The sequence below is a fragment of the Paenibacillus sp. BK720 genome (genome assembly GCF_011761545.1).
Taxonomy (GTDB): Bacteria; Bacillota; Bacilli; order Paenibacillales; family Paenibacillaceae; genus Pristimantibacillus.
Genome location: NZ_JAASRQ010000012.1, coordinates 24,702 through 50,982 on the forward strand (window position 1 = coordinate 24,702; position 26,281 = coordinate 50,982).

Here is a 26,281-nt window from a genome sequence, read left to right on the forward strand (position 1 = left end):
GGATATTAAAGAGTAGACTGGTACACCATACAATGGAACTCGGCTGGCCCTTGCGGCGTTGGACGTACATAGGTATCCTCTATGGCAAAGCCGGCCCTTTCGTAGGCGCGAATAGCCCGCGCGTTCCAGGTCAGCACCTCGAGGTCAATGCTGTTCCGAGGCGCCCGTCGCTGAGCTTCACGGACCAGCAGCCGCATAAAGCCTGGGCCGATGCCTCTGCCGCATAAAGCGGGATGAAGGCCGAGGCCGAGGCGGGTAACGCCAACAATGGGGAAGAATTGGGCAAAGCCGATCAGTTCCTGATCGCGATTCACGACAGCCGCATATTGCATGCGCCGCAGGACGGGGTCGCCAAATTCGATCTCGTCTTTTTGCATGGTATCCCAAGAAGGCCAGCGGTAAAGATCGTAGGGCGGTTCGTATTGCCATCCGCAGATCTCACGGGCATGTTCAATTTCCAGCGGCTGGATAGTCATGTCCTCGAGAGATGGTTTATAATGTACCTCATCGGTAAAATTAGTCATGGATGTACCCTCATTAATTAAGAATCTATAGGTTTCTTTCCATTATAACATTTCGGTAATCGACTTCATGAGGATTTGGCGAAGGACAACGAAGGAGAACTTTTACGATGCGGAAATTAATAGCGCTTGGCTGTTTGTCTTATCTCGTAATTGGATTAGCTCATGTTGTGGGCGGATCGGTAATGGAGCAGATGCTCGATAAATACGGTTTGTCTTATGACGACGGCGGGCAATGGATGATGAATCAGTTCTTTGGTTTTCTGGTAGGCGTATTGCTATCCCCGTTTATTACGTCCAAGCTGGGCAAAAGAGGGGGAGTTCTTCTCTCGCTTGGTCTCCTGACGCTTGGGGAAGCGGCTTACAGCCTCACTCCCCAATCCTGGGGGCTGATGCTGTTTATCGCCTTGTTTGCCGGCTTTGGCTTCGGGATGACGGAATCCGTTATCGGAGCCATGGTGATTGATCTGGCGGAAGAGAATGGCAAGGCCAATGCGATGACCAAGCTGGAAACCTTCTTTGGAATCGGGGCCTTCCTGATGCCAACGATGGCGAGCATATTGATCAGGTATGAGGTGTGGCAATTATCCTTCCCGATTCTATCGGCGCTGGCCGGCATTACCTTTATCTTATGGATGACGTTATCGTTTGGGCCAATCGATGACAAAATCGGTTTTCATGCCAGAGGGAAGAAAGCCGCGGCGGAGCGGGAAGCTGGCGAACCGCGTCCGAAGGGATGGTTCGGCTATAAGAGAGCTTCGATTCCGTTTTTGCTGCTGTCGGCGTTATTTTTCGTCATTTATGTCGGCGTGGAAATGAGCTTCTCCAATTATCTGCCTTCCATTATGATCGAACGCTCCGGTATGACGGAGGCGAATGCCCCTTCCGCGCTTAGCCTGTTCTGGGGCACGATGATCCTTGGACGTCTGTTCGCCGGACGGCTGGCCGATCGCGTCGGATACATCCGCTATCTGTTTGTTGCGATCGCCGGAGCCTGCGTTGTTATTCTTGCGATGGGGGCCGTTGGCCAGTTAAGCGGAATGATGGTACTCATTGGCCTAAGCGGATTGTTCTTCTCCGGCGTATTCGGGATTGCGCTTGTGTTCGCGAATGGGCTTATTCCGGGCATGACGGAGCGGACAACCAGTCTGCTTGTCGCTTGCGGAGGAGTAGGCGGAGCGATCTTCCCGAAATTAACGGGGTGGATGATGGACAATTATGGTGCGGACCGCACGGTCTGGATTCTTGGAGCCTTTCTCATCGCGATGTTTTTCGTATTGCTTGCGATGCTGGCATTCGGTCGGAAGCAGCAGACGGCAGCTGCCTGAATAGAATAGCGGGAAACAATAAAGCCGCATGCGGTTTGTCCGGTGGGACAAGCTGCATGCGGCTTTATTGCAGGAATCCTGGCCAATCCGCCCCGATTGAAGCGGCTGCCGGATTCTATTGTTCGTCGGCATATTTTTCAAAAGTGCTAGGGTCCATGACACGTCGAGCAGTCACATACCGGTTGACATAATAAGAGTCACTAAGGTTGCTTATCGTAACGCCCTTGCTGGACGATGCATGAGCAAACTTGCCATCTCCTACGTAAATGCCGACATGAGATACACCACGACCGTTCGTGTTGAAGAACACGAGATCTCCGGCCACTAGATCGCTTTTTGCGATCTTCTTACCTGTTTGAGATTGCGAAGTGGATGTACGAGGAAGATCGATGCCCATTTTGTCGAATACGTAAGAAGTAAATCCGGAGCAGTCGAATCCTTTCGTGGATGTTCCACCTGCAACGTACGGCGTGCCCATCAAATCACTGACAATGCCGTCCATTTTGGAGTCTGCGAAAACGCTTCCAGCCTGAAAAGCCAGCATTAACGCAAGTCCAAGAAGTAGTGCTGTAACCTTTTTCAAAGCGGTAAAGCTCCTTCCAATGCCGACGAGGTTAGCTGTGGGGTTCGGTTGAAGGATCCCTATGACTTCTCGGGCGCCGATAGAATCATTCGGACGTCGAAGTCAATTCACCCAAAGGTGGTTCCCCCGTTTCCAGTACAAGGAATTAGGCAGTTTGTTTTATGTACTTGGTAACTATTCGGTAATTTTCGCTTATCTCCTCCTCTATGTGGCAAATTCTAATAATTCTCATGCAACCTTTTGACTAATCGAAGCGGAAAAGCTTGTATCCTGCGGTTCATAGTCTTAAAGTAGGGCGATCAGACTAGCAGAGAAGCACTATAAAGATTTACTAACTCTTTACTATGTGGTTTTGCTAGCCGATATGTTGATTTGTTTGGAGAATGGCGGACAAGAAGCCTCGAAAAAACGCGAAAAACCCGCGCCGCGACTAGGTCGCAGGGCGGGCGTCTTCTATAATTATGAGAAAATTTTAAACTTCCTTCGATCTTAAAACGTCGTATTGGGAGGCTAGAGTCCATACCTTCATTAAGGTGCGGACAAGATGATAGCCCTGGTGGACAAGAAGGGCGATAAAGCCGGCCCATACCAAGGAGAAGCCGCTGACAAACAATCCGATGCCCGAGCCGATTGCCCACATGAGAAGCGATAGTCCGGCAAAAGGAAGAAGATGCTTGACGGCTGTGCCCAGGGACTGGAACATACCGCCGGCCTTGCCGCTCGTCGCCCCAAGCTGCATGGCGAGGAACAGCAGATGAAGCAGGATACCCCATAACAGCCAGCCTCCCGCAGCAGGAAGGGTCTGCTGCAGCAGGGCCCCAATCGAGCGGCTGTGAAGCAGGGCGTCAAGTCCTTTGGGAGCCAGCCACCAAGCAGGAGCAAGAGTAAGAATCGTCTCGATCCAGTAGAGGAGGGTGACCGGCTTCCATGCCCGGCGAATGCCCTGCAGGAACTGCGTTCCTCCTGCATCGTTCGAATGCTGCAGGGAGTAGAGAAGCCCCGCGTTAAATAACGGAGAGAGGAGCATTCTTGCCGCGAATAAGCCGCCAAGCAGCCACAGGTACGGCGTAAGCAAATCCGTCTTCATGATTTGGAACTGCGCTTCGCTCAAAAACAGCTGGACGGCTGCTTTGGACGGGGATTGATCCGGAAAACGCCGCAGCAGCGGCGCTACGACCGAGTCAATAAACCGGTACAGGAAAAATCCCCATAGCAGCTGGTACAGGAATAGCAGGATAACGATATAAAAGTGCTTCATCGCGAGCCGCCAGCCCTGCATCATATGATTTTTCATGGCTATTCCTCCTAAAAGAATTGCGAAGCAATTCTTACTTCGAAAGGCGTAGATAGAGGTTTACTCACCAGCCTAATAATCCGAGCAGACCTTGAATGACGTTAGAGACCCCCAGACTCCAACGGGTACGCGTAACTTCGGATAAGTCCGCCTTCATATAATCGTTGATATGCTTGTTGTCGAGCACGTTCGTATGCTGCGGATCGACAGCTACCCATTCGAGCGGAGAGCTATGGACAACTTTGTACTCCACCTGAGCCTCTGACGGATCCCAGGACTTCGGAACAATGGTGCCGTCCTTGAACTTCAGGACAACCGGAACCGGACCGTTATAGCCCCCGTTGCGCTGAAGAAGGACAACCGATTCGTACATCGGGGTTCCATCCTGCTCGACCGGATTGACGCGAATGGACTCAACGGATACGTCGGCCATCTGATTGCCATAGACATATTGGTCGAAGTAATTGGTCCACTTCTGCTTGGTTACCAGCTCCACAACGTGCTGGAAGTCGGTGCTGGTCGGATGCTTGAACTTATATTTCTGGAAGTAGGTGCGCATAATTTTCTGCATCATTTTCTCGCCGACCTGTTTTTCGATACCGATGAGCACGAGCTTCGCCCGCATGTACACATTTTCAGCATAGACATTGTTGCTCGAGTAAGCCCAGGACGGCTGCTTGAGCGGAGCGGGATCGGTCATATAGCTTGCTTCGAGAGGCAGATTGGCTTCAATGCCGTATTCGCTCGCCATCACCTTGTCTTCCGCGTAGGAGGTAAAGCCTTCGTCAAGCCAGGCCTCTTCGAATTCATTCGAGGCAACCATGCCGTACCAGTATTGATGCCCGACCTCATGCACGACGGTCCTTTCTAAACTGTAGCCCGGATTGTCCGTCTCGGCGGCGAAGGCGGTGACCAGAGTAGGATACTCCATCCCTCCGGAGCCGTTAGCGCCCTTAGGCGGAACTACAACCGATAAGGTCGAATACGGGTACTCGCCATACCATTGGCCGTACTTGGAGAGCGCGGATTTGGCGGCATGCATATACCGGTCCTTCAATTCCGCGTGCGCGGGGTCCAGGTACAGCTTGATACGCACACCCGGAATGCCGGGGCCGGATAACGTGTCTTCGTAATAGATAAAGTCCGGGGAAGCGGCCCAGGCGAAGTCATGCACGTCATCGGCGTAGAATTGGTAGATCGCCCGGTTGTCCTTTTTCTCGACAGCCTTCGTCTGAAAGCCGGTTGCCGCAACGGTATACGTTTCCGGTACCTGGATGCGGACGGAGTAAATGCCGAAGTCGCTGTAAAACTCGGAGTTGCCGTGATATTGATGCGTATTCCAGCCTTCCGTCGTGCGGCCTCTCGTTCCCGCCGTCTCGTACACGGCAAGTTTAGGGAACCATTGGCCCGCCATCACGTAATTGCCGGAGTAGCCCATCCGCGCGAACACTTCGGGCAGCTTCACTTCAAAGCTCATCTCCAGGGTGACCGATTTGCCGGGGGCAACCGGTTCGGGCAGCTTAAGCTTGGCCAGCGTAAAATCATTCGGATTGTTGTCGTCGGGCTGAACGTAATGCAGCCGCGGAAGCAGGCTTTCCCCCTCCGTCGTCTCGAGCGTCAGCAGCTTCATGTAGCCCTGGCTCGCTTCGGTGGCTTTGTCCGAGCGCAGCTTGCCGCCGGATTCCTTCATAAACGTGGTGTTGCCTGACATGAAGGCATTGGGATAGAGATGGAAGTACAGCTCGGATACCGTCTTCTTGCCCGGATTCGTCCAGGTGACGGTCTGCTTGCCGTCGAGATACCGGATATCGTCGCGAAGGGAGACGTTGGTATGATATTCGGTAATCCGTTTGCTAAGCGCCTGCGGCTTCGGAGCCACGTTGTCCGGTTGGGACGAGGCGGGCGGCTTGGCCGATTTTGGCGCAGAATCGGTCGCTGCTTTGGCGGCAGGGGCGAGAGCATAGGTATATTGGGATTGCCAAGCGCGGCCGAAGCCCTGCTGGATGGAGAGGCCGAGCAGGACGGCGGTAAGCGTAAACAGCAACAATCGTTTGACGTAGCGTGGAGACATGATACAATTCCCTCCCGTGACAAGCATCTACAGCATGTATATGTTTGCTTTTCGCGGATTATTAGCTAAAATGGAATTATTGTACGGGGAAGGTGGAAGAGCGATGACGCAGCAGCAAGGACAGCCGGAAGAGCCGGAAAAAAAAGAGAAGAAATCCCTCTCTCTTAACGTCGTGAGCAACAAACAACATAAAGGCTTTGGAGCCGGAACGATAGATTTAAGCGCAGTATCCTGCGTCATTATTGATAATGGCGTAGCCTATATCGATGACGGAGCGATGCATGCGAAGAGCAAGGTGGAGCGCGGCATCAAGTTCAGTCCGAATAAAGAAGACTGCCCGAACGGCCGCAAATGCTGGATCGTATGGACTGCCGTTGAACGGGGCGAGACAGGTTCGTATTACGCGGGAGCTACGGCTTGCGAGATGTGGATTGATACGGAAGCGCGCCGCGGCTGGAAAATTCTCGCCGATCATGTGAACAAGCTGGATGCTGCGATTAAACGCAAGTATAAGCTTGAGGAGCTGGATGCGGAAGAGAAGGCGGCCTACCGCAAGCTTCTGGCCGAACATAATGAAGAATGGTGGAATAATTCGCCTGAAGAGCTTAAGGAAGCATTGGCGTAGACAATGAATTTAATAACCGGGGATCGTAAGGCGGATGGCCGCGCGATCCCCGGTTTTTTTCTTTAAAAAATTATTTCCAAAAGTAGTGCAGGGGTTGAGGGGTAAGCTGTCGTCTATTATAGCGGGAAGGGAGGAGAGCGAGATACAAGACGAACAATGGATCACGGCCATCAAGAACGGCGGTCCTGCGGCGTTTCAGATTTTTGTTGACGAATATGGGCCTTATATCTATCGAACCGTGTTTGCTGTCATCCGTTCGCCGCATGATGCGGAGGACGTGACGCAGGAAGCGCTGCTGCAAATCTATCGCTCCCTCCCGGAGTTCCGAATGGACGGCTTCAAGACGTGGATTACCCGCATAGCCGTCAATAAGGCGATTGATTGGAAGAGAAGCCGGATGCGCAAGCCCGAGGAGCTGATGGACAGCTTGACGGGGCTTGAAGCGGAAGGGATTATCGCAGACCGCGGGCTGGCCGTTGAGACGGCCGTTATAGACCGCGAAGAGCAGCGGCAGGTGCGCGAGCAGGTGGAACAGCTGCCGGACAATTACCGTGAAGTCGTGACCGCTTATTATATGGAGAACAAATCGTACGAGGAGATCGCGGTTCAGACCGGACTCGAGAAAAAAAGCGTAGAGTCGAGGCTTTACCGGGCACGCAACTGGATCAAGCGGCATTGGCGGAAGGAGGACTTCGAATGAATGAGCAAGAGTGGAAGGATCATGTGACAACAGCCGACCTCGCAGCTTATATCGGTGATGAACTGCCCGAGCATAACCGGGAGAGGATTGAGCTGCATATCGCGGCTTGCGAGCCGTGCATGGCGCTTTTTATGAACGCGATAGAGGCATCGGAGGTTGCGGAATCGGATCCCGCATCTGATGGAGCGGCAGAGGCGAAGGCTGTTGTTATTCCGGATATGAAAAAGCTGGGAAAGCGGGTTGTCGATATTCTGCTCGCCGAGTCGGCAAGAAAGAACCCGGTTATGCGGGCGGAGCCTGCCCGCCGCCAGTCTTTCCTGCAGCGTCCCGTTGTTCACTTTGCCGCCGCAGCGGCCATTACCCTGCTGCTGCTTGGCACAGGAACGTTTAGCGGACTCTCGGCCAAGCTGGGGGAGATGGATTCCCATTCCGCCACCACCGGGCAAACGGTTGAGAAGGACGACGAACAACCGCCGCAAGGGCCAACTTGGTCCGACCGGATGGTCACGCGCACTTCTTCCTGGTTCGATAAGCTGGAGAAAGACCGATTCAAATAAGTAAGTATTATTGATGGAGGAGAGGAAAGACGAAATGTCAAAAAATCCGGTAGTCGCTTTATTGTTGTCCTTTATTCCGGGCGTCGGGCATGCCTACCTAGGCCGTCCGTTTCGCTGCCTGCTGTATGGAGGAGGGTTCTTTGGTTCCTTAATGCTTTTGTTTATTGCTATACAATCCGGGGACGGGGGAGATATTGGCTTCTTCTTCTTATTCACGGCCGCTCTCAGCTGGCTTATTAATATGATCGATATGGTTGTGACGCTGCTGTCGCCTAAGCCGCCGGCGGTGCCTTACGGCGAGCGGGGAGATATCCCGTTTGATCCGGGCTACATGGCGTACGAGCAGCAGCGGGAGAAGACCAGTACCGTTATGCTGTCTCTTATACCGGGTCTCGGGCATATGTCTCTTGGCCTGATGCAGCGCGGCATTACGTTCCTGGTTGCTTTCCTTGGATTGTTCGCGGTTGTGGTTTTTATCGGTGTCGTGACGAATACCGCGGCATTTCTGGTGTTTCTGCTGGGGCTGCCGGTGATCTGGATCTACAGCATCTTTGACGCGATTCAGCAGCTTCACAGGAAGCAGCGCGGGGAGGAGCTTAGCGACCGTCCGCTGTTCGAGGAGATCGAGAACCATATGGGAACCGGCCGGAAAAATAAAGTGCTGTCCGCGATCCTGTCGCTCTTCCCAGGAGCGGGACATCTGTATCTTGGCATGCAGAAGCGGGGCCTTCAGCTGATGGGCGGGTTCCTCATCGCTATCTATTTAATGGATTCGCTGCGGTTGACGATTTTCTTGTTCCTGATGCCGCTGCTCTGGTTCTATGCCTTCTTCGATTCCATGCAGCAGATGTCGCGATACGAAAGAGGCGAGCTCCACGACGAAGCGGTGGTCGCTCAGCTTGCCCCCTATCAGAAGTGGATCGGAATTGGCCTCTTGCTGCTGGGCATTTATTATCTGGGCGACCGTGTAATGGGCGGCTATATTTCGCAGACATGGCCGGGAATCTATGCGGAGTACGTAAAATTGAAATATAATCTGCCGACCGCCATCGTTGCTTTCCTGATGATTGCGCTCGGCTTCCGGCTAGTATTCGGCAGCGGCAGCAGGAAATCGTATTCGGCGCCGGCGCCTCTTCCGCCTCATCCCGCGGAGATGATGAGGGAAGAGGAGGGAGACCGATGAGAGAATGGCGGGTAGGCTCGCTGTCTATGGGCATTACGCTGCTCCTGATAGGCGTCTCCATAGCCCTGTCGATCTGGAGCGGTACGGATGCGCTGAATACGCTGCTGTGGGTAGCGCCTATCGTTTTTATCCTGCTTGGGGCGGAGCTTCTCCTTCACCTCAAGCTGTCGGGGAAGGAACGGCCGGTTATGCGTTACGACTGGATGAGCATGTTCTACGTGGCGGTTATCGGAGCGGGCAGCCTGCTGATGGCGTCGTTCACTTCGACGGGATTGCTCGGGGAAGTGCGCGACCAGCTGCAAATGACGGAACGTACGGCCATCGTGCAATCCGAGCCGGTGAAGGTACCGGACGGCATTAAGAAAATCGTGGTGCAGTCGCTTCGTCCTATCCAGCTGGATCAAGGAGAAGTGCGCGCCGTCCAGCTGCTCGGGCAAGTGCAATATTGGGCGCCAAAGCCGCTTAAGCAGCCGGAGAAGATGGTAGCAACAAGCACCGTAGGCAGCACCATGTACGTTCTTATTAATAGCTTCGAGCATAAAGACGGCTCCATAGGTTCCGAGAACATCAATCAGGAGCTGACGCTTGTGCTTCCGCAGGAGATAGAGATAGAGAAGCGGGGCTTTTAATACGGTTGAAAAAAAAAGGCAGTTCCTCGCATATCGCGAGGAACTGCCTTTTTCACCACAATAGACTTTATAAGTTTTGATAACAGTTGAAAACTGAAATTCTATTCGGCGATAAAACCTACCTATAAACGCGGCCCTTCATCTTCGAGAGGCCTCGATAGGGTTTTCTCATTTATTGACCTTTTCAGGCTCGGCAAAGGTCATGCCTTTTGTATCGACCGTTGCTTTTTTAATCGCCATCGGCTTAACCGGACGGGAGCCTTCACCCGTCTTCTCGGTTTCCTGATTAACGATTTCGTCAACGGTATCCATGCCTTCAACCACTTTGCCGAATGCCGCGTAATCGCCGTCGAGCGACGGTGCATCCGCAACCATGACGAAGAACTGGGAGCCTGCGGAATCGGGATCGCCGGAGCGCGCCATGGAGATCACGCCGCGCGTATGCAGCAGATCGTTCTGGAAGCCGTTGCTCATGAACTCTCCCTTGATGGAGTAGCCTGGGCCGCCCATGCCCGAGCCCTCAGGATCGCCGCCTTGAATCATAAAGCCGGGAATGACGCGATGGAAGATCGTGCCGTCATAGAAGCCTTTTTTCACAAGCGATACGAAGTTGTTGACGGTATTTGGAGCAATCTCCGGGTACAGCTCAACCTTGAAGGTCTTTCCGTTATCCATCTCGACCGTTACGACCGGATGCTTGTCGGAACCGAGCAGCTTGTCCGGCTGAGGCGGATCGGTCGCTTCCGGAGTTGCCGTTGCGTTAGCCGTTCCGGAGCCGCTTGTGCCGTTATCGTTCGAGCTGGTCTTGCTGCCGCCGCCGCAGCCGGCAATGACGAGCAGCAGCGCTGCCGTAAGCAATGCAAGCACCGGCAATCGCATATTGCGTTTAAACATCGTTAAAATGCCTCCTCTGAGGGTATTGTCCTATCGTTCTACACGTAATCATACCATAGCGGTGAGAACATGTGAAAACGGCTGCGCCATCTTTCGAAGATGCAGCAGCGTATAAAACCTTGTGCTTCTTATAGTTTGAAAAGAAGCCCGGGCGCTTCTCGAAGGAGAAGACCAGGGCTTCTTATTTTTTATCCTACCGTATTGTAAGCCATAATCCAGATCGATCCGGCAATGATCGTGACCAGGATGACAAGGCCGAAGATAAGCGCCATGACGTTGTAGCGCGGCTTCTTCTCTTCGCGAAGATGCATGAAGAAGAAGAGCTGAACGACGAACTGCAGCACCGCCATGATCAGAATAAAGATCAAGGTTGGCGTTTTGTCCATCATATCGTTCAATACGACAACAAGCGGCAGAATCGTAAGGACAATGGAAATAACGAAACCAATGACATAGGATTTCATCGAGCCATGGGATTCATGCTCGTCATGCCCGTGTCCATGCGTGTTAGGGCCCGCCATCTTACATCACCCCCATCAAGTAAACGACCGTGAGGACGAAGATCCACACCACGTCAAGAAAGTGCCAATACAAGCTTACGATGGTAACTTTGCGTTTGGTAACCGAATTGATACCGCGTTTGCCGATCTGAATCATCAGGCCAACCATCCAGCAAAGACCGACCGAAACGTGAAGTCCGTGGGTTCCTACCAAGGTGAAGAATGCCGACCAGTAACCGCTTGTTCCGATCGTAACGCCTTCGTCAACCATTTTGATAAACTCGGATACTTCAAGGAAAATAAACGAAGCGCCGAGCAGGGCCGTAACGATCAGCCAGCCGATCAGGCCTTTTTTGTTGCCTTTGTGCATTTGAAGAACAGCGATACCGCTCGTAAAGCTGGATGTTAACAAGATAAACGTTTCGGCGATTACGCCTGGCATTTCGAACATCTCATGCGGCGTAGGACCGCCGTTTGTGCTGTTGTGCAGGACGGAGAACGTCGCGAACAGCGTACCGAACAAGATAACGTCGGTTATAAGAAACATCCAGAAGCCAAGAACCTTAATCGATTCATGATCGTGATGATCATCATGGTGGCCGTGATCGTTATGACCATGGCCGCCATGAGGCGTCACTGTGTGTGCCATTTACCGTACCCCCTTTAATGCTGCTTCCGTACGCTCAATCTCGTCAACCGGAATGTAGTAATCCGGGTCGTAATCGAAGGAACGGGCGAACAGGCAGCAAGCAACGCCGATCAGGCCAGGAACGATCATCCAAGTCCAGTGCCATACAAAGCCAAAGCCGGCGATGAAGAAGAACACAGACATAATGAACGGAATACCCGAGTTTTTCGGCATATGAATCGGTTCCAGCGGACCAGGCGCTTTAGGCTGAATGCCTTTCGCACGGCGCTGTTTCTCTTCCCACCATTCATCCGAGCTCGAAACTTCAGGAAGATGCGCGAAGTTGTACATAGGAGCCGGCGATGGAATCGACCATTCGAGCGTACGGCCTTCGCCCCATGCGTCTCCGGATTTTTCTTTCTTCAGGAACTTGATGCTGTGGGCGATCTGCCACACTTGGAAAATAAAGCCCAGACCCATGATGAAGGCGCCCACCGTCGAAACGATGTTAAGCGGCTGCCAGCCAAGGTCGAAGTTGTATTCGTTGAAACGGCGTGTCATACCCATCAGACCAAGCGCGTATTGCGGCATGAAGCAGACATAGAAACCGATATTCCACAGCCAGAATGCCCATTTGCCAAGGCCGTCATGCAGCTTGAAGCCGAACATTTTTGGCCACCAGTAATACAGGCCAGCGAAGTAACCAAATACAACGCCGCCGATGAGCACTTGGTGGAAGTGCGCAATCAGGAAGTAGCTGTTATGGAACTGGAAGTCAGCAGGCGCAACCGAGAGCATAACCCCCGTCATGCCGCCGACGACGAAACACGGAATAAAGGCTATGGTCCAAAGCATCGGCTGGCTGAAGGTGATCCTTCCTCGGAACATCGTAAACAGCCAGTTGAACACTTTTACACCGGTAGGAATCGCAATCAGCATCGTCGTAACCGCGAAGAACGCATTGACGTCGGCGCCGGAGCCCATGGTGAAGAAGTGGTGAAGCCAGGTAAAGAACGAGAAGAAGCTGATCGACATAAGAGCGAATACCATGGATTTGTAGCCGAACAGTTTTTTCTTCGAGAAGGTAGATACGACATCCGAGAATACCCCGAAGGCCGGCAATATAACGATATATACTTCCGGGTGACCCCACATCCATATCAAGTTGACGTACATCATCGGGTTGCCCCCGCCGTCAAGCGTGAAGAAGTGAGCGCCCAAGTAACGGTCGATGAACAGAAGGAACAGCGTCACCGTCAGAATCGGGAATGCGAACATGATCGTAATGGAAGACGACAATACGGACCAGGTGAACATCGGCATTTGCATCAGCTTCATGCCCGGCGCACGCATCTTCAGAATAGTAACAACGAAGTTGATACCGGAAGCAAGGGAACCGATACCGGAGATCTGAATACCCCAAATATAGAAGTCCTGGCCGAGACCGGGACTGCCGGACAGCTCGGACAGCGGCGGATACGCCAGCCAGCCCGCGTCAGGCGAACCCCCGATAACGAACGATACGTTAAACAGCATGGCGCCAAAGAAGAAGAGCCAGAAGCTGAGGGAGTTCAGGTAAGGAAACGCTACGTCGCGCGCGCCAATCTGGAGCGGCACAACGATGTTGAACAGACCGAACATGAGAGGCATCGCCATGAACAAGATCATGATAACGCCGTGGGTGGTAAAGATCGCATTATAGTGCCCTGCATGCAGGAACTCTAATTGCGGTACGGCTAGCTGCGTACGAATCAGAAGGGCGTCGACGCCTCCGCGGAACAGCATGAGAAGCGCTGCGATAACGTACATGATGCCGATTTTTTTATGATCGACGGTTGTCAGCCATTCGGTCCACAACCAGCGCCATTTTTTAAAGTAAGTCAGAGCAATGACGATCGCTACCATGGAAAGACCGATGGAAACCTGGGCACCCAGGATGAGCGGATCGCCGGTGATGAAAAAGTCATTCATCAGGAAATCCCAAAATTCTTTAAGCATAGTGCATCTCCTTTCCTTACATTATGATTTAGCTTCATCAGAAGTGGTGGACGACTCTGTGTCGTGTCCACCCTCCGCATCATGAACAGGCTTGGATTTCTGGCCGGAGTTTGGAGCGTCGATACCGTTCGGGCCAACGTATTGCATAACGACTTGATCGAACAGGCCTTTAGGGAATGCCGAGAAGGCCTGCTGATCGGCCGAGCCCGGCTGTTTAAGCTCTTTGAAGCCCTCCTCCGTAAGAGCAGGCGCCGTTTGCTTCACGCTGTCTACCCAAGCATGATAATCGGCATCCGAAGTTGATTTAACGTTAAACGTCATTTTCGCGAATTGCTCGCCCGTGAAGTTTGCGCCCATGCCAAGGAAGTCGCCAACCTCGTCGGCTTGCAGGTATAAGGTCATAGCCATGCCGCTCATCGCGTAAATCTGGCCGCCAAGCTGCGGAATCCAGAAGGAGTTCATCGCTTGGTCCGCCGTTACGCGGAAGCGAATCGGCGTATCCTCCGGAATTTGAAGATAGTTAACGGTAGAAATGCCTTCATCCGGATAAGTGAAAAGCCATTTCCAATCAAGCGAAGTAGCTTCAATTGTGATCGGCTGCTTAGCAGATTCAAGCGGTTTGCTAGGTTCGAGATCATACGTGTATTTAATCGTCACCGTCGCGAGAATAGCGATGATGATGATTGGAATCGCCCACCAAATCGTCTCCAGCTTTGTGCTGTGCTCCCAGTTAGGCTGGTAGCCGGCTTTGTTGTCTTTCTTATCGCGGTAACGCCATACGATAATCGCAGTCAGGATCAGGACCGGAACGAGAATGATCGCACACAGCCAGACAGTGATCCAGATGAGATCTTTTTGCGATTCGCCGATCGGCCCCTTAGGATCGAGGACGACGTATTGGTCGCTGCAGCCGGACAGCATCACGGCTATCAGCATAATCATCAACGGAACCAGAAAGCGAATGTACTTTCTCATGATTTGTTTCAACTCCTCAAGATTGCTTCTTGTCATTAAGATTAGCAGAAGTCGCTTAAAATAACTGCTGGCTTAACAATTACGACAACAATTCGTCTTTTTTCTGTAAAAGAAAGTTCACTATATTGACAACTGTACCTTTTTTCCTTGGAAATAAAACACAAAAAACCGCCTCCCGTCACTACTGACGAAAAGGCGGCTCTTTTCAAAGCGGATTTAACTTCACAAGATAGGATTGGAATGATCGTCGTTTTGCTCGTCTTCTTTTGCCTGATGGATTCTTGCGTGGACCAGACCGATAGCTGTGCCGATCGTGTAAATAAACACGCTGCCCACAAGGCAACCGACGCCAACCATCAGAGTTGTATTTTTATCGCTAAAGTGGCTGATTTTGATTAGGCATAACAACACGCCTACTGTCAAACAGGTCCATGCGAATATAGTCATTAAAGTAACGAGACGTTTCACGCTTGCAGCTGTTACTTCCGAATCCGTCTTTACATTGCTTACCGTTGCAGTTTTCGTAGCCATCTGAAACACTCCCATAAAGTTTGTAAGTGCTTACTTCTTGGTTCTACTATACCACAGTTTATGGCGTTTGTTCAAAGAAATTTCACTTTTTGATCATATTTCGGACAAATTTTAGTCCCAAAGGATGCTAATTCTTCCACCAGCGCTTCAGGTCATTCCACCAGGATCGGCTGTTATCCTTGGCCGCATTGTCGGCGGGTGCATCTTTTGCCGCAGGTCCGCCGCACACCTCCGTAGGCTCCGTGCCTGCCACAAAGGACTCAAGGCGTTTGTTCGCGCAGGTGGCTGCTGCTAGCTTGCCGCTCGTCGGGTCGACATATACGTTAACGACGCCGTCCGGAATCGGAAAGATTTTAGGCGGAATGGCAGATAGCGCTTGCTCGGTGAACTGGGCGAAGATCGGAGCCGCGCGGTGCGCTTCGGTTACGGTCAGCTTGCGGTTCTTGTCATAGCCTACCCAGACGGCGGTCGCCAGCTCCGGCGTATAGCCCACGAGCCAGGCATCCGTTGAGGTCGTTCCGGTCTTGCCGGCAACCGGTCTCTTAATAATGGAAGAAACCCGGTTAGCGGTACCGCCGCCCTCGAACACGCTTTCCATTAGACTGGTCATCACGTAGGCTTCTGCCGGATTGATAACTTGCTCTTCGTGATGCTCCGCTTCATATATAATGCGTCCGTTCTTATCGGTGATGCGCAAGATCGCAACAGGCTCTACCTTTACGCCGCCGTTTGCGATAACGGAGAATGCGGAAGCCATCTCAAGCGGACTGACCGGGAAGGTACCAAGCGCCAGGGAAGGCACCGGATTCATCGGGCTTGTGATGCCCAGCTTGCGGGCCGTCTCGATAACGCGGTCGGCGCCCACCGTCATTATCGTGTTTACTGCGTAGATGTTATCCGAGCTCGCAATCGCTGTGCGCATATCAATGAATTCATTGAAATACTTGTCGTTATAGTTATGCGGCTCATACGTTTTCCGGCCCTCATCGTACGTAAAAACCGTTGGCTCGCTCTTGAACCTTGTGACCGGCGTCATAAAGCCGCTGTGAAGCGCCGTCAGATAAAGCACCGGCTTAAACGAGGAGCCGGGCTGGCGGGTTTCGGCAAGCGCGCGGTTGAATTGATTCGTCTTGTAATCGCGTCCGCCGACCATGGCTTTAATATACCCGTTGCGCGGATCAATCGAAACAAGCGCCGCCTGCTGCTCTCCGCTGCCGGCCAATCCGTTCTTGACGGCATCCTCCGCGGCACGCTGCGCGGAAGAGTCCAGCGTCGTATAAATCGTGACGCCGCCTTCATTAAATAGCTGCTCGTTGATGCCCAGCTTATCGACGGCAATGTAACGGATATAGTCGCGGAAATAGGGAGCAAAGCCGGCCTGCTCGCCGGAGCCGAGCGGCTGGAAGTTCAGGACCTCCTTATAAGCGGCATCCGCCTGCTCCTGCGTAATGTCGCCGGATTCGGTCATGGCATGCAGAATGGTCAGCTGCCGGTCCTTCGCGTTTTTCATATCCATAAACGGCGAATAATATTTGGGGCCTTTCGGAATGCCGGCCAGCATCGCGCTCTCCGCAAGCGTTAATTGCGAGGCGTGCTTTTTGAAATACAGCTGGGAAGCCGCTTCAATTCCGTAAGCTCCGTGCCCGTAATAAATCTGATTCAGATAAAGGCCCAGAATCTCGTCCTTGGAATAATTCATCTCCAGCTGGACCGTATACATGGCTTCCTTCAGCTTGCGCTGCCAGGTCTTCTCATGAGTGAGATACAGGTTGCGGGCGAGCTGCTGCGTCAGCGTGCTGGCTCCTTGCTTGGCAGACATCGTCTCCACGTTGACCAGAACGGCACGGGCCATTCCCTTCATATCAAACCCTTTATGCTCATAGAAGCGGTGGTCTTCGATCGCCAGCGTCGCTTCCACCAGGTAAGGGGAAATTTCTTTGAGCGGTACGGAGCTGCGATTCTCTCCGGTATGGAACGTATCAATCACTTGCCCCTGCAGGTCAAGCATGCGGGAGGATTGGCTAATCGACGTAACCGGAAGCGATTGAAACTTTAAATAGAGGAGCATGGACACAACGCCAAGCACGACAACGGCGGAAATAGCGGCGGTCCAGCGCAGGCTTTTTTTGAACCTCATAACATGAGGAAGAAAACGTTCGGTTATAATAGGAAAAGCATATTTGCGGCGCGGCTTGCCCGGCCTGATCTGCTGCTTCTTCATGGTGGTGCTCCCTTCGCAAGAACGACCTTTTCCTTAGTATGGAAAAACGGGGGTGCCGATATTCATGGAAGCATGCAGAAAAGGTTGATTTTTCGCCCCGAACTACTATAATACATGGTGAACCATTGACGGAAAGAAGGGATTTATCGAAATGGAATTGTGGTATACGGAAAAACAAACCGAGAACTTCGGCATTACGGCGAAGATTACAAAAACGTATGTAAATGAACAAACTGAGTTTCAACAGCTCGATATGATCGAAACGGAAGAATTCGGCACCATGCTGGTTCTCGACGGTATGGTCATGACTACGGTTAAAGATGAGTTCGTGTATCACGAAATGGTAGCCCATCCGGTACTCTTCACGCATCCGAATCCGGAGCATGTGCTTGTCGTAGGCGGCGGTGACGGCGGCGTTATCCGTGAAATTATGAAGCATCCGAAAGTGAAGAAAGCCGTTCTCGTTGACATCGACGGCAAGGTTATCGAGTATTCGAAGAAATACCTGCCGACCATCGCGGGAGAGCTGGACAACCCTCGCGTTGAAGTGCTCGTAAACGACGGCTTCATGCATATTCATGATCATAAAAATACTTACGATGTCATCATGGTTGACTCCACGGAGCCGGTTGGCCCTGCGGCTAACCTGTTCACGCGCGGCTTCTACCAAGGCATCTACGAAGCGCTGAAGGAAGACGGCATCTTCGTGGCTCAAACCGACAACCCATGGTTCAAGGCCGACCTGATCCAAAGCGTAAACAAAGACGTGAAGGAAGTATTCCCGATCGTCCGCGTATACGGCGCTAACATCCCGACCTACCCAAGCGGTCTGTGGACCTTCACAATGGGCAGCAAGAAGTACGACCCGCTTGAAGTGGACGAGGCTTCGATCGCTGAAATCCCAACGAAGTATTACACTCCGCGTCTTCACAAAGCGGCATTCGTTCTGCCTAAATTTGTCGAAGATCTCGTGAAGTAATCTTAATAGTAACGTTTCGTGCGAAGAGGCGACCTTCTCCCGCGGCTTTTTACTAAGCTGCCCGGATTAGGCGTCTCTTTTTTTACCACAATAGAAGGTGTAAGTTTTGATGACAGGACTCGATAGAGGCTTCTCGATAAAAGCGCTGCTATGCAGGAGCTAAAAAGGAGTGGGACGGTATATGGAGCAAGAGCAAACGGAGCGCATCTATTCATTCCCGCCGGTCATTGACGAGCGGGCCCGCGTATTGGTGCTGGGTACGGCGCCAAGCGTGAAGTCGCTGGAGCACCGGCAGTTCTACGGTCACCCCCGCAATTATTTTTGGGGGATGGTATACGGTTTGTTTGGCGCAGGCGCACCGGATGAGGAATACGGGAAACGGCTCGCTTTTTTGCAGGATCATCATATGGCCGTATTTGACGTGATCAAGTCCTGCGAACGGCCGGGCAGCCTTGACGTAAACATCAAGAATGAGGAGCCAAACGATCTGCCGGCTTTGGTAGGCAAGTATCCGGGCCTGAAATGCTTTGCTTTTAATGGAAGCAAGGCTTATGATACGTACCGCAAATATTACCGCGATCATCCCGCGCTGCGGCATCTTACCCTTCTGAAATTGCCCTCAACAAGTCCGATTCCCACGCAAAAGATGCGCAATCTGGAGGACCGAATCGGGGCTTGGAAGGCGATTGTTCCGTACCTGGACTTGCCGGAATAGCGTACAATCGTTGAAATTACGGGGCTTCCTGTATATAGTAGTAACATACGAGAAGACTGGAGATATAGGAGCTTTTGCGATGCAGGACAGAATGGCGGTTAAAATTACGCTGACAAGCACCCAGGATGGGGAATCCGTCGTACATACGTATTCAGGGGAATGGTTCCGGAAGGAACGGACGGTTTATATCCGGTACGAAGAGCCGGTGGAGGGAAGTGCTTCTCCCATTCGGACGCTTGTGCGTTACCGGCAGGACGAGCTGTTGATCACGCGCCGGGGCGTCGTTGAATCGGAGCAGCTGTTTGTGCCCGGCGAAACGCGAAGAAACGGCTACTATCGCTCTCCCTATACCTCGTTTCAGATGGAGACGGCAACGGCGTTTATTGAACTCAAGGGAGAAGGTGGCGGGAAGCCTGCTTCCGCGGAGCCGCCATGCGCGATTGAGTGGCAGTATGAACTATGGATGAATGAACATTTGTCGGGCCGGTTCCTCAACCGGCTCCATATACAGGAGGAGAAACCATGAGTACGAACGTGTTGGAGCAAATGTACGAGAAGGTGAAGGAGGCGATTGCGGACGCGGCGGTAGCAGGCGGTCTTGCGGCTCGCGAGGAGCTTCCGGCCTTTGTGCTGGAGGTGCCGAAGGATAAAGCGCACGGCGACCTGGCGACAAACGCGGCGATGCAGCTTACCAAGCTGGCAAAGAAAAACCCGCGTCAAATCGCCGAGACGATTATCGCAAACCTGAACGGCGAGAAGTTCGGTATCCAATCGGCGGAGATTGCCGGTCCGGGCTTTATTAACTTCCGCATGGACAAAAGCTATTTATATTCCGTTATCGGCGAGATTACGGCTGCGGGAGACAACTACGGACGTACAAAAGAAGGAGCCGGTCAACGCGTTGAAGTCGAATTCGTCAGCGCGAATCCGACAGGCAACCTTCACCTTGGCCATGCGCGCGGCGCGGCCGTGGGCGATGCGCTCTGCAACGTGCTCGATTTCGCGGGTTATGAAGTAACCCGCGAGTACTATATTAATGACGCGGGCAACCAGGTCAACAACCTGGCGCGCTCGATTGAAGCGCGTTACCGCCAAGCGCTTGGTCAAGACGCGGAAATGCCGGAAGACGGCTACCATGGCGAAGACATCGTTGGTTTCGGCAAGCTGCTTGCGGAGGAGAAAGGCGACAGCCTTCTTTCGTTGTCCGATGAAGAGCGCTTTGCATATTTCCGTCAATATGGTCTTGAAAAAGAACTCGACAAAATCAAACGCGATCTTGGACGCTTCCGCGTCAATTTCGATATCTGGTACAGCGAAACCTCGCTGTACGAGAGCGGTCAAGTGGAGAAGGCACTCGAGGCACTGAAGGAAAAAGGCCAAGTGTACGAGGAAGAAGGCGCTACGTGGCTGTCGACAATGCCTTACGGCGACGACAAGAACCGCGTTCTCGTGAAAAATGACGGCTCGTACACGTATTTGACGCCGGACATCGCTTACCACCAAGACAAATTCAGCCGCGGCTACGACAAAATGATCAATATCTGGGGTGCCGACCACCATGGCTACATCCCTCGCGTGAAGGCTGCTATGGCCGCGCTTGGCAATGATCCGGACAAGCTGGTCGTATTAATCGCGCAGATGGTAAGCCTGTTCCAGGACGGGGAAAAAGTGAAGATGTCCAAGCGTACCGGCAAAGCCGTTACGATGCAGGATCTGATGGACGAGGTTGGCGTCGACGCCATCCGTTATTTCTTCACGATGCGGAGCATGGACTCGCATCTGGATTTCGATATGGATCTTGCGATCTCGACTTCGAACGAGAACCCGGTCTTTTACGTGCAATATGCGCATGCCCGCATTTGCAGCATCTTCCGCCAGGCGGAGGAGCAAAGCGTTGCTCTCCTGCCGATCAGCGGCATCGACTTCGGCAAGCTCTCGTCCGAGGCCGAATTCGACCTGCTTCGCAAGCTCGGCGAGCTGCCGCAGGAAGTGTCGGAAGCTGCGGCTCAATACGCGCCGCATCGCCTGATTCGCTATGTGTATGAACTGGCTTCGCAGTTCCACAGCTATTACAAAGCCGAACGCGTCATTACCGAAGACGCGGCTCAGACCCAGGCGCGCATCGCGTTGCTTGGCGCCGTCCGCATCGTTATCGCCAACACGCTCCGCCTCGTTGGCGTATCGGCTCCGGAGCGGATGTAATCCGCCCGGTCAAATCGACAAGCAAAGCCGCCGGTTTTCATTGGCGGCTTTGCTGCGTTTGGAGGCGGGCGCTTAGTCGCAGCAATCGCTGCCGTTCCAACGAAAAGAAACCGTTCCTAGGCATCCCGGAACGGTTTCTTTTCGCCCTTCAACAGCACCGATTGAGTGCGGGCAAGGACAATGTATCTCCAGGAGGAGCGGAGCGCTTGCCTTTGTGTACACTTTGCATCCTGTGAATATTGTTCAGGCAAACTGCACACAACAGCAACCGGAGGGAGATACATTGTTCGCCGCCAGTCTCACCAACGGCAAACAAAGTCCTTCTCCCTCACCTCATCGGTCCGCCGCCCCCAGCATCTTCATGACATCAATCTCCCCGGTGTAACGGGGAGCCTTGGTGCTTCTAAGCGGCAGGTACGACTTTTTCAGGATCGCTTTTATTTCCGCGGGAGACAAACCCGGCTTTTGAGCCAGCAGCAAAGCGATGGCTCCGCTGACATGGGAGGTAGCCATCGAGGTTCCGCTCATCTCGTGATATTTGCCGCGAAGCCAAGCGGAAAAAATTTTGTCGCCGGGCGCGTAAATATCGATAAACGTACCCCGGTTGCTGAACGGAGCGATGCGCCGCAGCTTGTTTGTTGCCCCGACCGAGATTGTCTGCGGATATCTGGCCGGATAGTCGACAGACCGGCGTTTGCCGTCGTTGCCCGAAGAAGCGACTACGATAACGCCGGCATTATATGCGTTGTTTATCGCATTGAGGAGAGCCTTGCTGCGCGTCTTCATGCCAAAGCTCATGTTAATAATATGGACCCGGTTGCGGACGCACCAGTCGATCCCGAGAATAATGTCGGATACAAACGCGCTTCCGTTATGGTCAAATGCTTTTACCGGGAGAATTTGTGCCCGCGGCGCAATGCCGATCATGCCATGCACCTGGTTGGCGGCTGCGATTGTGCCCGCGATGTGCGTGCCGTGACCGTTGTCATCATGGGGCAGCATGCTGCGGTTGAGCAGGTTAATGCCGCGCGACAGCGATTGGCGAAGATCGGGGTGACTAAAGTCTACACCGGTATCGATGACGCCTATTTTGACGCGGTGTCCGGTCGTTGTGCTCCAAGCAAGAGGAGCTTTGATTTGCTGTACGCCCCAGGGGATGCCTTTTTCCAGCGGCATGGTTTTTGCTGCGGTGTGAACGGTAATGCGGCGGTCGTCTTCGATCCATACGCCGCCGGAAAAGCCGGATAAAGTTGCTTCGACAGGGAGCTGACAAGAAATTGCACGAATGATGCGCATTTGCTTAACCGGCTTCAGTTCCGGGGATGCTGTCGATACTTCTGACCATTCCTGCAGAAATCGTCGATAGTCACCTTGCTGCTGAAATCGGATAATCCGATTTTTCGTCGTTTGGCCCGTGCAAGCCATCGTGTCCTTCAACCAACGGAGAAAAGCGGTGATGTCCAATTACGCGTCCCCTCCCGACGGACGATGCTGAACTATTGTATGAAACAGGGGGGAAACCCGCATGAGCAACTTGCCTTTTTTCAGATAATTAGGCGTGGAGCCGTGTCAAAACGAAGATAAACACATAGGATGATGTAAGAGTTCTAACGACTCTTACGCTCCGGTCTCGCATTACCCAATGCGCGCTCCGGATGGATACAGTCAAAGCGAAGGGACAGCCCTTCGCTTTTTTCTTTTTGCAGGGAAGATTTGCATAGGTGGGAAGCCGCCGGCGGACAGCTTGCTTTTTTGAATAAAATAGGTTTTACTATACTGTGATATTGGTTATGATTACGAAAGTATGAAGATAGCAAGAGAGGATGTGTCCATGTGAGCAACGGCAATATTGCATTGAAGCTCGATCCTGAACGGTTGAAGGAAATGCCTATGGTGGACCTGGCGTTTGAAGTGCTGAAGTCCGCAAATACGCCTTACTACTACCGTGACCTGATGATGGAAATCGCGAAAATTCGCGGATTGTCTGCGGATCAAATCAATCAAGTGATCGCTCAAGTATATACGGAGATTAACATTGACGGACGTTTCGCCTGCGTCGGCAGCAACATGTGGGGGCTGAAACGCTGGTATCCGGTTGAACGCAACGAAGATCCGATTTCTAACGCTAAACGTCCGCGCATTATTAACGATGACGACGATGACGATGAGGATCTGTTCGCGGACGAGGAAGATGATTCGTACGCAGCCGAAGAAGAGGATTACGATTCTTACGATGAAGACCGCGAATTCGGTGAAGCCGACGCAGAAGAAGAAGTCGACGAAGAGGTTGGCATCGAAGACGAAGAGATCGAAGATGAAGAAGTTGACGAGGAACTCGACGCTGATGCCGAGCTTGACGATGAAGACTCCGAAGACGAAGATTTTGAAGACGATGAGGAAGAAGAAGACGATAAATAATCTCCCTCCGGCTTGCCGTGTTTAAGCTTGACAGTCCGCATACGGGCAGAGTAAACTATTGCATGGGCTTTAAGATTCGGTTAACGTACCGCATAAGCAGCAATGGCTTGCCTTCCCGTTTTTGAAGGATACAAGCCTCTGCGGAAACTAGCATTTGCCGCGTTTTTCCGGCAAGCTACACGTTTAATAATATGCCAAATGAAAAGTGCCCCGTGAAGACGGGTGTCACTTTTTTTGTTTGTAGAAGCAAGTTCAGGGACCTGATTTGTTCATCCATAAACTGGACAGAAGGATAGAGAGTCTGCTAATCCATGTTTATTGCGCAAATGGGAAAACCTAAACATAACCAGAGGAGCATGGAGGGTATTAGCAAAGTGACAAAATATATTTTTGTAACCGGGGGCGTCGTTTCATCGCTTGGCAAAGGGATTACCGCTGCATCACTGGGCCGTTTGCTTAAGAACAGAGGTTTGAAAGTAACGATTCAAAAGTTCGATCCTTATATCAACGTCGACCCGGGAACGATGAGTCCATACCAGCACGGCGAAGTGTTTGTAACGGACGACGGCGCGGAAACAGACCTTGACCTTGGGCATTATGAACGGTTTATCGATATTAACTTGACGAAGTACAGCAGCGTAACGACAGGCAAGATTTATTCGAACGTGATCTCCAAGGAACGCCGCGGCGAATACCTGGGCGGTACGGTTCAGGTTATCCCGCACATTACGAACGAAATCAAGGAGCGCGTATACCGCGCTGGCAAAGAAGCCGGCTCCGACGTTGTTATTACCGAAATCGGCGGTACGGTAGGCGATATCGAAAGCTTGCCTTTCCTTGAAGCGATTCGTCAAATTAAAAGCGACATCGGTCGCGACAACGTGATGTACATCCACGTAACGCTTATTCCATATATCAAGGCAGCGGGCGAAGTGAAAACAAAGCCAACGCAGCATAGCGTAAAAGAACTCCGCAGCATCGGCATTCAGCCTAACGTAATCGTATGCCGTACCGAGCATGCGCTGTCGGAAGACCTGAAGCGCAAGATCGGCTTGTTCTGCGATATCGACGCTAACGCGGTTGTTGAATGCATCGACGCTTCGACTTTGTATGAAGTGCCGCTGATGCTTCGCGAGCAAGGGCTCGACGATATCGTTGTGAATCATCTGAAGCTTACAACGAACCAACCGGACATGACGCAATGGGAAGATCTCGTGAATCGCGTTAAATCGCTGCATAAAACGACGGAAATCGCCATTGTCGGCAAATACGTTGCGCTGCATGACGCTTACCTTTCCATCGTGGAAGCTTTGGGCCACGCGGGTATCGATGCGGATTCCGAAGTGAAGCTTCGCTGGGTGAACGCGGAGGAGATCGACGACGAGAACGTTGCGGAAATGCTGAAGGGCGTACACGGCATTCTTGTGCCTGGCGGCTTTGGCGATCGCGGTATTGAAGGTAAAGTTTCGGCGATCCGTTATGCCCGCGAGAAGCAAATCCCGTTCTTCGGCATTTGCCTCGGCATGCAGGTTGCCGTGATCGAATACGCTCGCAGCGTAGCCGGCTTGTTCAATGCGAACAGCGCGGAGATCAACCCTTCGACGCCTTACCCGGTTATCGATCTTCTGCCGGATCAGAAGGATATCGAGGATATGGGCGGCACTATGCGACTTGGCCTCTACCCTTGCAAATTGAAGCCGGGCTCGCTTGCGGCTGCCGAATATAACGACGAGCTTGTTTATGAGCGTCACCGTCACCGGTACGAGTTCAACAATGAATACCGTGAGCGCATTGAATCGGCAGGACTCCGCATTTCCGGTACATCGCCGGACGGCCGCCTGGTGGAAATGGTGGAGCTTCCCGAGCATCCATGGTTCCTTGCGGTTCAATTCCATCCGGAATTCACATCCCGTCCGAACCGTCCGCAACCGCTCTTCCGGGGCTTTGTGCGCGCGGCGTTGAAATATTCCGGTCAGTAAGAACAACTGTTCTAACATCCGATTTTCTCAATTTTTTTAGTGGAAAAGCAGGATAATGTACCTCTCCGCGCGAATATATTAACGATTATGGAAGAGTTGACCAGTTGTGGGTCGAGTCGCGGGAGGTAAATATCTTGGAGAAGAAGAAGCTATTGATCGTTGATGATCAGAATGGCATCCGTGTGCTTCTGATGGAAGTGTTCAGCAGTGAAGGCTACAATACTTTCCAAGCTTCAAACGGTAGGTTGGCACTGGAAATCGTAAAAGCCGAGAATCCTGACCTCGTTCTTCTCGATATGAAGATTCCGGGGATGGACGGGCTTGAAATTTTAAAGCATGTGAAGGCAATCAACCGTGAGATCAAAGTCATCATGATGACGGCATACGGCGAGCTTGACATGATCAAGGAAGCGACTGATCTGGGGGCCGTTATGCATTTCACGAAGCCGTTTGATATTGACGAGATGCGGATTGCGGTTAATATGCAGCTTCACGGCGGAAATTCCAATAACCGCTTTGCGGTAGGGTCCTGAGGGACCCTTTTTTTTATGAGAATTCTCTTTTAGTAGGCTCAATTTGCTTGATCTAAATTAAAGGTTTCTCACCCTTTGCCTACTTCCGTAAGAGAAATACCATTCCCTGTCCCGATATGGTATAATGGCTCAGAATCAACGGTCTTATAGACATGTTAATCTATTATTAATGATAAAATTCCGCTTCGCGTGGAAGTAAAAACAAGCAAAGTGTACT

The 26,281-nt window shown here is 52.2% G+C and carries 25 protein-coding genes and 1 riboswitch; of the genes, 13 read left to right on the forward strand and 12 right to left on the reverse strand.

Features of this window, described 5'->3' with window-relative positions; all coding sequences use genetic code 11:
• Positions 1-5: 5 nt before the first annotated feature.
• Positions 6-524 carry a GNAT family N-acetyltransferase gene (locus tag FHT67_RS28665; RefSeq protein ID WP_132312490.1) on the reverse strand — a complete coding sequence of 173 codons (519 nt, stop codon included), beginning with the start codon at positions 522-524 and terminating at the stop codon, positions 6-8.
• 107 nt (positions 525-631) lie between these two features.
• Between FHT67_RS28665 and FHT67_RS28670 the strand changes: the two genes are divergently transcribed.
• On the forward strand, positions 632-1,849 hold the full coding sequence (locus FHT67_RS28670; RefSeq protein WP_132312487.1) for an MFS transporter: 1,218 nt from the start codon (positions 632-634) through the stop codon (positions 1,847-1,849).
• 115 nt (positions 1,850-1,964) lie between these two features.
• On the opposite strand, the gene FHT67_RS28675 is transcribed toward FHT67_RS28670, so the two are convergent.
• The 3 genes from FHT67_RS28675 to FHT67_RS28685 form a co-directional block, all read right to left on the reverse strand.
• A complete protein-coding gene (locus FHT67_RS28675) occupies positions 1,965-2,432 on the reverse strand; it encodes a C40 family peptidase (RefSeq protein ID WP_243711810.1) in 468 nt (155 codons plus the stop codon).
• Between the two features lie 5 nt (positions 2,433-2,437).
• A riboswitch (cyclic di-AMP (ydaO/yuaA leader) is annotated at positions 2,438-2,594 on the reverse strand.
• A gap of 310 nt (positions 2,595-2,904) precedes the next feature.
• Positions 2,905-3,726, reverse strand: coding sequence for a hypothetical protein (locus tag FHT67_RS28680; protein ID WP_132312484.1), 822 nt, complete (start codon positions 3,724-3,726; stop codon positions 2,905-2,907).
• A gap of 64 nt (positions 3,727-3,790) precedes the next feature.
• Entirely contained in the window at positions 3,791-5,797 is a 2,007-nt protein-coding gene (locus tag FHT67_RS28685) for a M1 family metallopeptidase (protein WP_167202060.1), read from the reverse strand.
• Positions 5,798-5,900: 103 nt separating this feature from the next.
• On the opposite strand from FHT67_RS28685, the gene FHT67_RS28690 reads away from it, so the two are divergent.
• From FHT67_RS28690 to FHT67_RS28710, 5 genes are all read left to right on the forward strand, one after another.
• The gene (locus FHT67_RS28690; protein WP_132312479.1) at positions 5,901-6,422 is read left to right on the forward strand and encodes a YwhD family protein; all 522 of its coding nucleotides are present in this window, start codon (positions 5,901-5,903) and stop codon (positions 6,420-6,422) included.
• 85 nt (positions 6,423-6,507) lie between these two features.
• Complete coding sequence (locus FHT67_RS28695) at positions 6,508-7,122, forward strand: sigma-70 family RNA polymerase sigma factor (RefSeq protein WP_167202066.1); 615 nt, start codon at positions 6,508-6,510, stop codon at positions 7,120-7,122.
• Positions 7,119-7,679 (forward strand): zf-HC2 domain-containing protein, encoded by a 561-nt coding sequence (locus tag FHT67_RS28700; RefSeq protein ID WP_167202061.1) that lies wholly within the window; start codon positions 7,119-7,121, stop codon positions 7,677-7,679. The genes FHT67_RS28695 and FHT67_RS28700 overlap by 4 nt, the downstream gene beginning before the upstream one ends.
• 34 nt (positions 7,680-7,713) lie before the next feature.
• Positions 7,714-8,862, forward strand: coding sequence for a hypothetical protein (locus tag FHT67_RS28705; RefSeq protein ID WP_167202062.1), 1,149 nt, complete (start codon positions 7,714-7,716; stop codon positions 8,860-8,862).
• The gene (locus FHT67_RS28710; protein ID WP_132312472.1) at positions 8,859-9,491 is read left to right on the forward strand and encodes a hypothetical protein; all 633 of its coding nucleotides are present in this window, start codon (positions 8,859-8,861) and stop codon (positions 9,489-9,491) included. The genes FHT67_RS28705 and FHT67_RS28710 overlap by 4 nt, the downstream gene beginning before the upstream one ends.
• A gap of 168 nt (positions 9,492-9,659) precedes the next feature.
• On the opposite strand, the gene FHT67_RS28715 is transcribed toward FHT67_RS28710, so the two are convergent.
• The 7 genes from FHT67_RS28715 to FHT67_RS28745 form a co-directional block, all read right to left on the reverse strand.
• Positions 9,660-10,385, reverse strand: a complete 726-nt coding sequence (locus FHT67_RS28715; RefSeq protein WP_132312470.1) for a peptidylprolyl isomerase — start codon at positions 10,383-10,385, stop codon at positions 9,660-9,662.
• Positions 10,386-10,573: 188 nt separating this feature from the next.
• Positions 10,574-10,906: a cytochrome o ubiquinol oxidase subunit IV gene (gene cyoD / locus FHT67_RS28720; protein ID WP_132312468.1), complete on the reverse strand. Its 333-nt coding sequence runs from the start codon at positions 10,904-10,906 to the stop codon at positions 10,574-10,576.
• A gap of 1 nt (position 10,907) precedes the next feature.
• Positions 10,908-11,534, reverse strand: coding sequence for a cytochrome o ubiquinol oxidase subunit III (gene cyoC, locus FHT67_RS28725; RefSeq protein WP_132312466.1), 627 nt, complete (start codon positions 11,532-11,534; stop codon positions 10,908-10,910).
• Entirely contained in the window at positions 11,535-13,511 is a 1,977-nt protein-coding gene (locus FHT67_RS28730; RefSeq protein ID WP_132312464.1) for a cbb3-type cytochrome c oxidase subunit I, read from the reverse strand.
• A gap of 21 nt (positions 13,512-13,532) precedes the next feature.
• On the reverse strand, positions 13,533-14,486 hold the full coding sequence (gene cyoA / locus FHT67_RS28735; RefSeq protein ID WP_132312462.1) for a ubiquinol oxidase subunit II: 954 nt from the start codon (positions 14,484-14,486) through the stop codon (positions 13,533-13,535).
• A 222-nt stretch (positions 14,487-14,708) separates the two neighbouring features.
• Positions 14,709-15,017 carry a hypothetical protein gene (locus FHT67_RS28740; RefSeq protein ID WP_208403684.1) on the reverse strand — a complete coding sequence of 103 codons (309 nt, stop codon included), beginning with the start codon at positions 15,015-15,017 and terminating at the stop codon, positions 14,709-14,711.
• A gap of 127 nt (positions 15,018-15,144) precedes the next feature.
• Positions 15,145-17,238: a transglycosylase domain-containing protein gene (locus FHT67_RS28745; protein WP_167202063.1), complete on the reverse strand. Its 2,094-nt coding sequence runs from the start codon at positions 17,236-17,238 to the stop codon at positions 15,145-15,147.
• Between the two features lie 151 nt (positions 17,239-17,389).
• Here FHT67_RS28745 and speE point away from each other — a divergent pair, with 151 nt between their 5' ends.
• The 4 genes from speE (at position 17,390) to argS (ending at position 21,134) form a co-directional block, all read left to right on the forward strand.
• Positions 17,390-18,217 carry a polyamine aminopropyltransferase gene (gene speE / locus FHT67_RS28750; protein WP_132312458.1) on the forward strand — a complete coding sequence of 276 codons (828 nt, stop codon included), beginning with the start codon at positions 17,390-17,392 and terminating at the stop codon, positions 18,215-18,217.
• 181 nt (positions 18,218-18,398) lie between these two features.
• Positions 18,399-18,932, forward strand: coding sequence for a DNA-deoxyinosine glycosylase (locus tag FHT67_RS28755; protein ID WP_132312456.1), 534 nt, complete (start codon positions 18,399-18,401; stop codon positions 18,930-18,932).
• A gap of 79 nt (positions 18,933-19,011) precedes the next feature.
• Positions 19,012-19,458, forward strand: a complete 447-nt coding sequence (locus tag FHT67_RS28760; protein WP_132312454.1) for a YwiB family protein — start codon at positions 19,012-19,014, stop codon at positions 19,456-19,458.
• A complete protein-coding gene (gene argS, locus FHT67_RS28765; RefSeq protein ID WP_132312452.1) occupies positions 19,455-21,134 on the forward strand; it encodes an arginine--tRNA ligase in 1,680 nt (559 codons plus the stop codon). The genes FHT67_RS28760 and argS overlap by 4 nt, the downstream gene beginning before the upstream one ends.
• A gap of 333 nt (positions 21,135-21,467) precedes the next feature.
• Here the strand turns inward: argS and FHT67_RS28770 are convergent, their stop codons facing one another.
• On the reverse strand, positions 21,468-22,598 hold the full coding sequence (locus FHT67_RS28770; RefSeq protein WP_132312450.1) for a S8 family peptidase: 1,131 nt from the start codon (positions 22,596-22,598) through the stop codon (positions 21,468-21,470).
• A gap of 420 nt (positions 22,599-23,018) precedes the next feature.
• On the opposite strand from FHT67_RS28770, the gene rpoE reads away from it, so the two are divergent.
• The 3 genes from rpoE (at position 23,019) to FHT67_RS28785 (ending at position 26,064) form a co-directional block, all read left to right on the forward strand.
• Positions 23,019-23,552 (forward strand): DNA-directed RNA polymerase subunit delta, encoded by a 534-nt coding sequence (gene rpoE, locus FHT67_RS28775; protein WP_208403698.1) that lies wholly within the window; start codon positions 23,019-23,021, stop codon positions 23,550-23,552.
• 374 nt (positions 23,553-23,926) lie between these two features.
• Positions 23,927-25,531 (forward strand): CTP synthase, encoded by a 1,605-nt coding sequence (locus FHT67_RS28780; RefSeq protein ID WP_132312445.1) that lies wholly within the window; start codon positions 23,927-23,929, stop codon positions 25,529-25,531.
• Between the two features lie 134 nt (positions 25,532-25,665).
• Positions 25,666-26,064: a response regulator gene (locus FHT67_RS28785; RefSeq protein WP_132312442.1), complete on the forward strand. Its 399-nt coding sequence runs from the start codon at positions 25,666-25,668 to the stop codon at positions 26,062-26,064.
• Positions 26,065-26,281 lie beyond the last annotated feature (217 nt).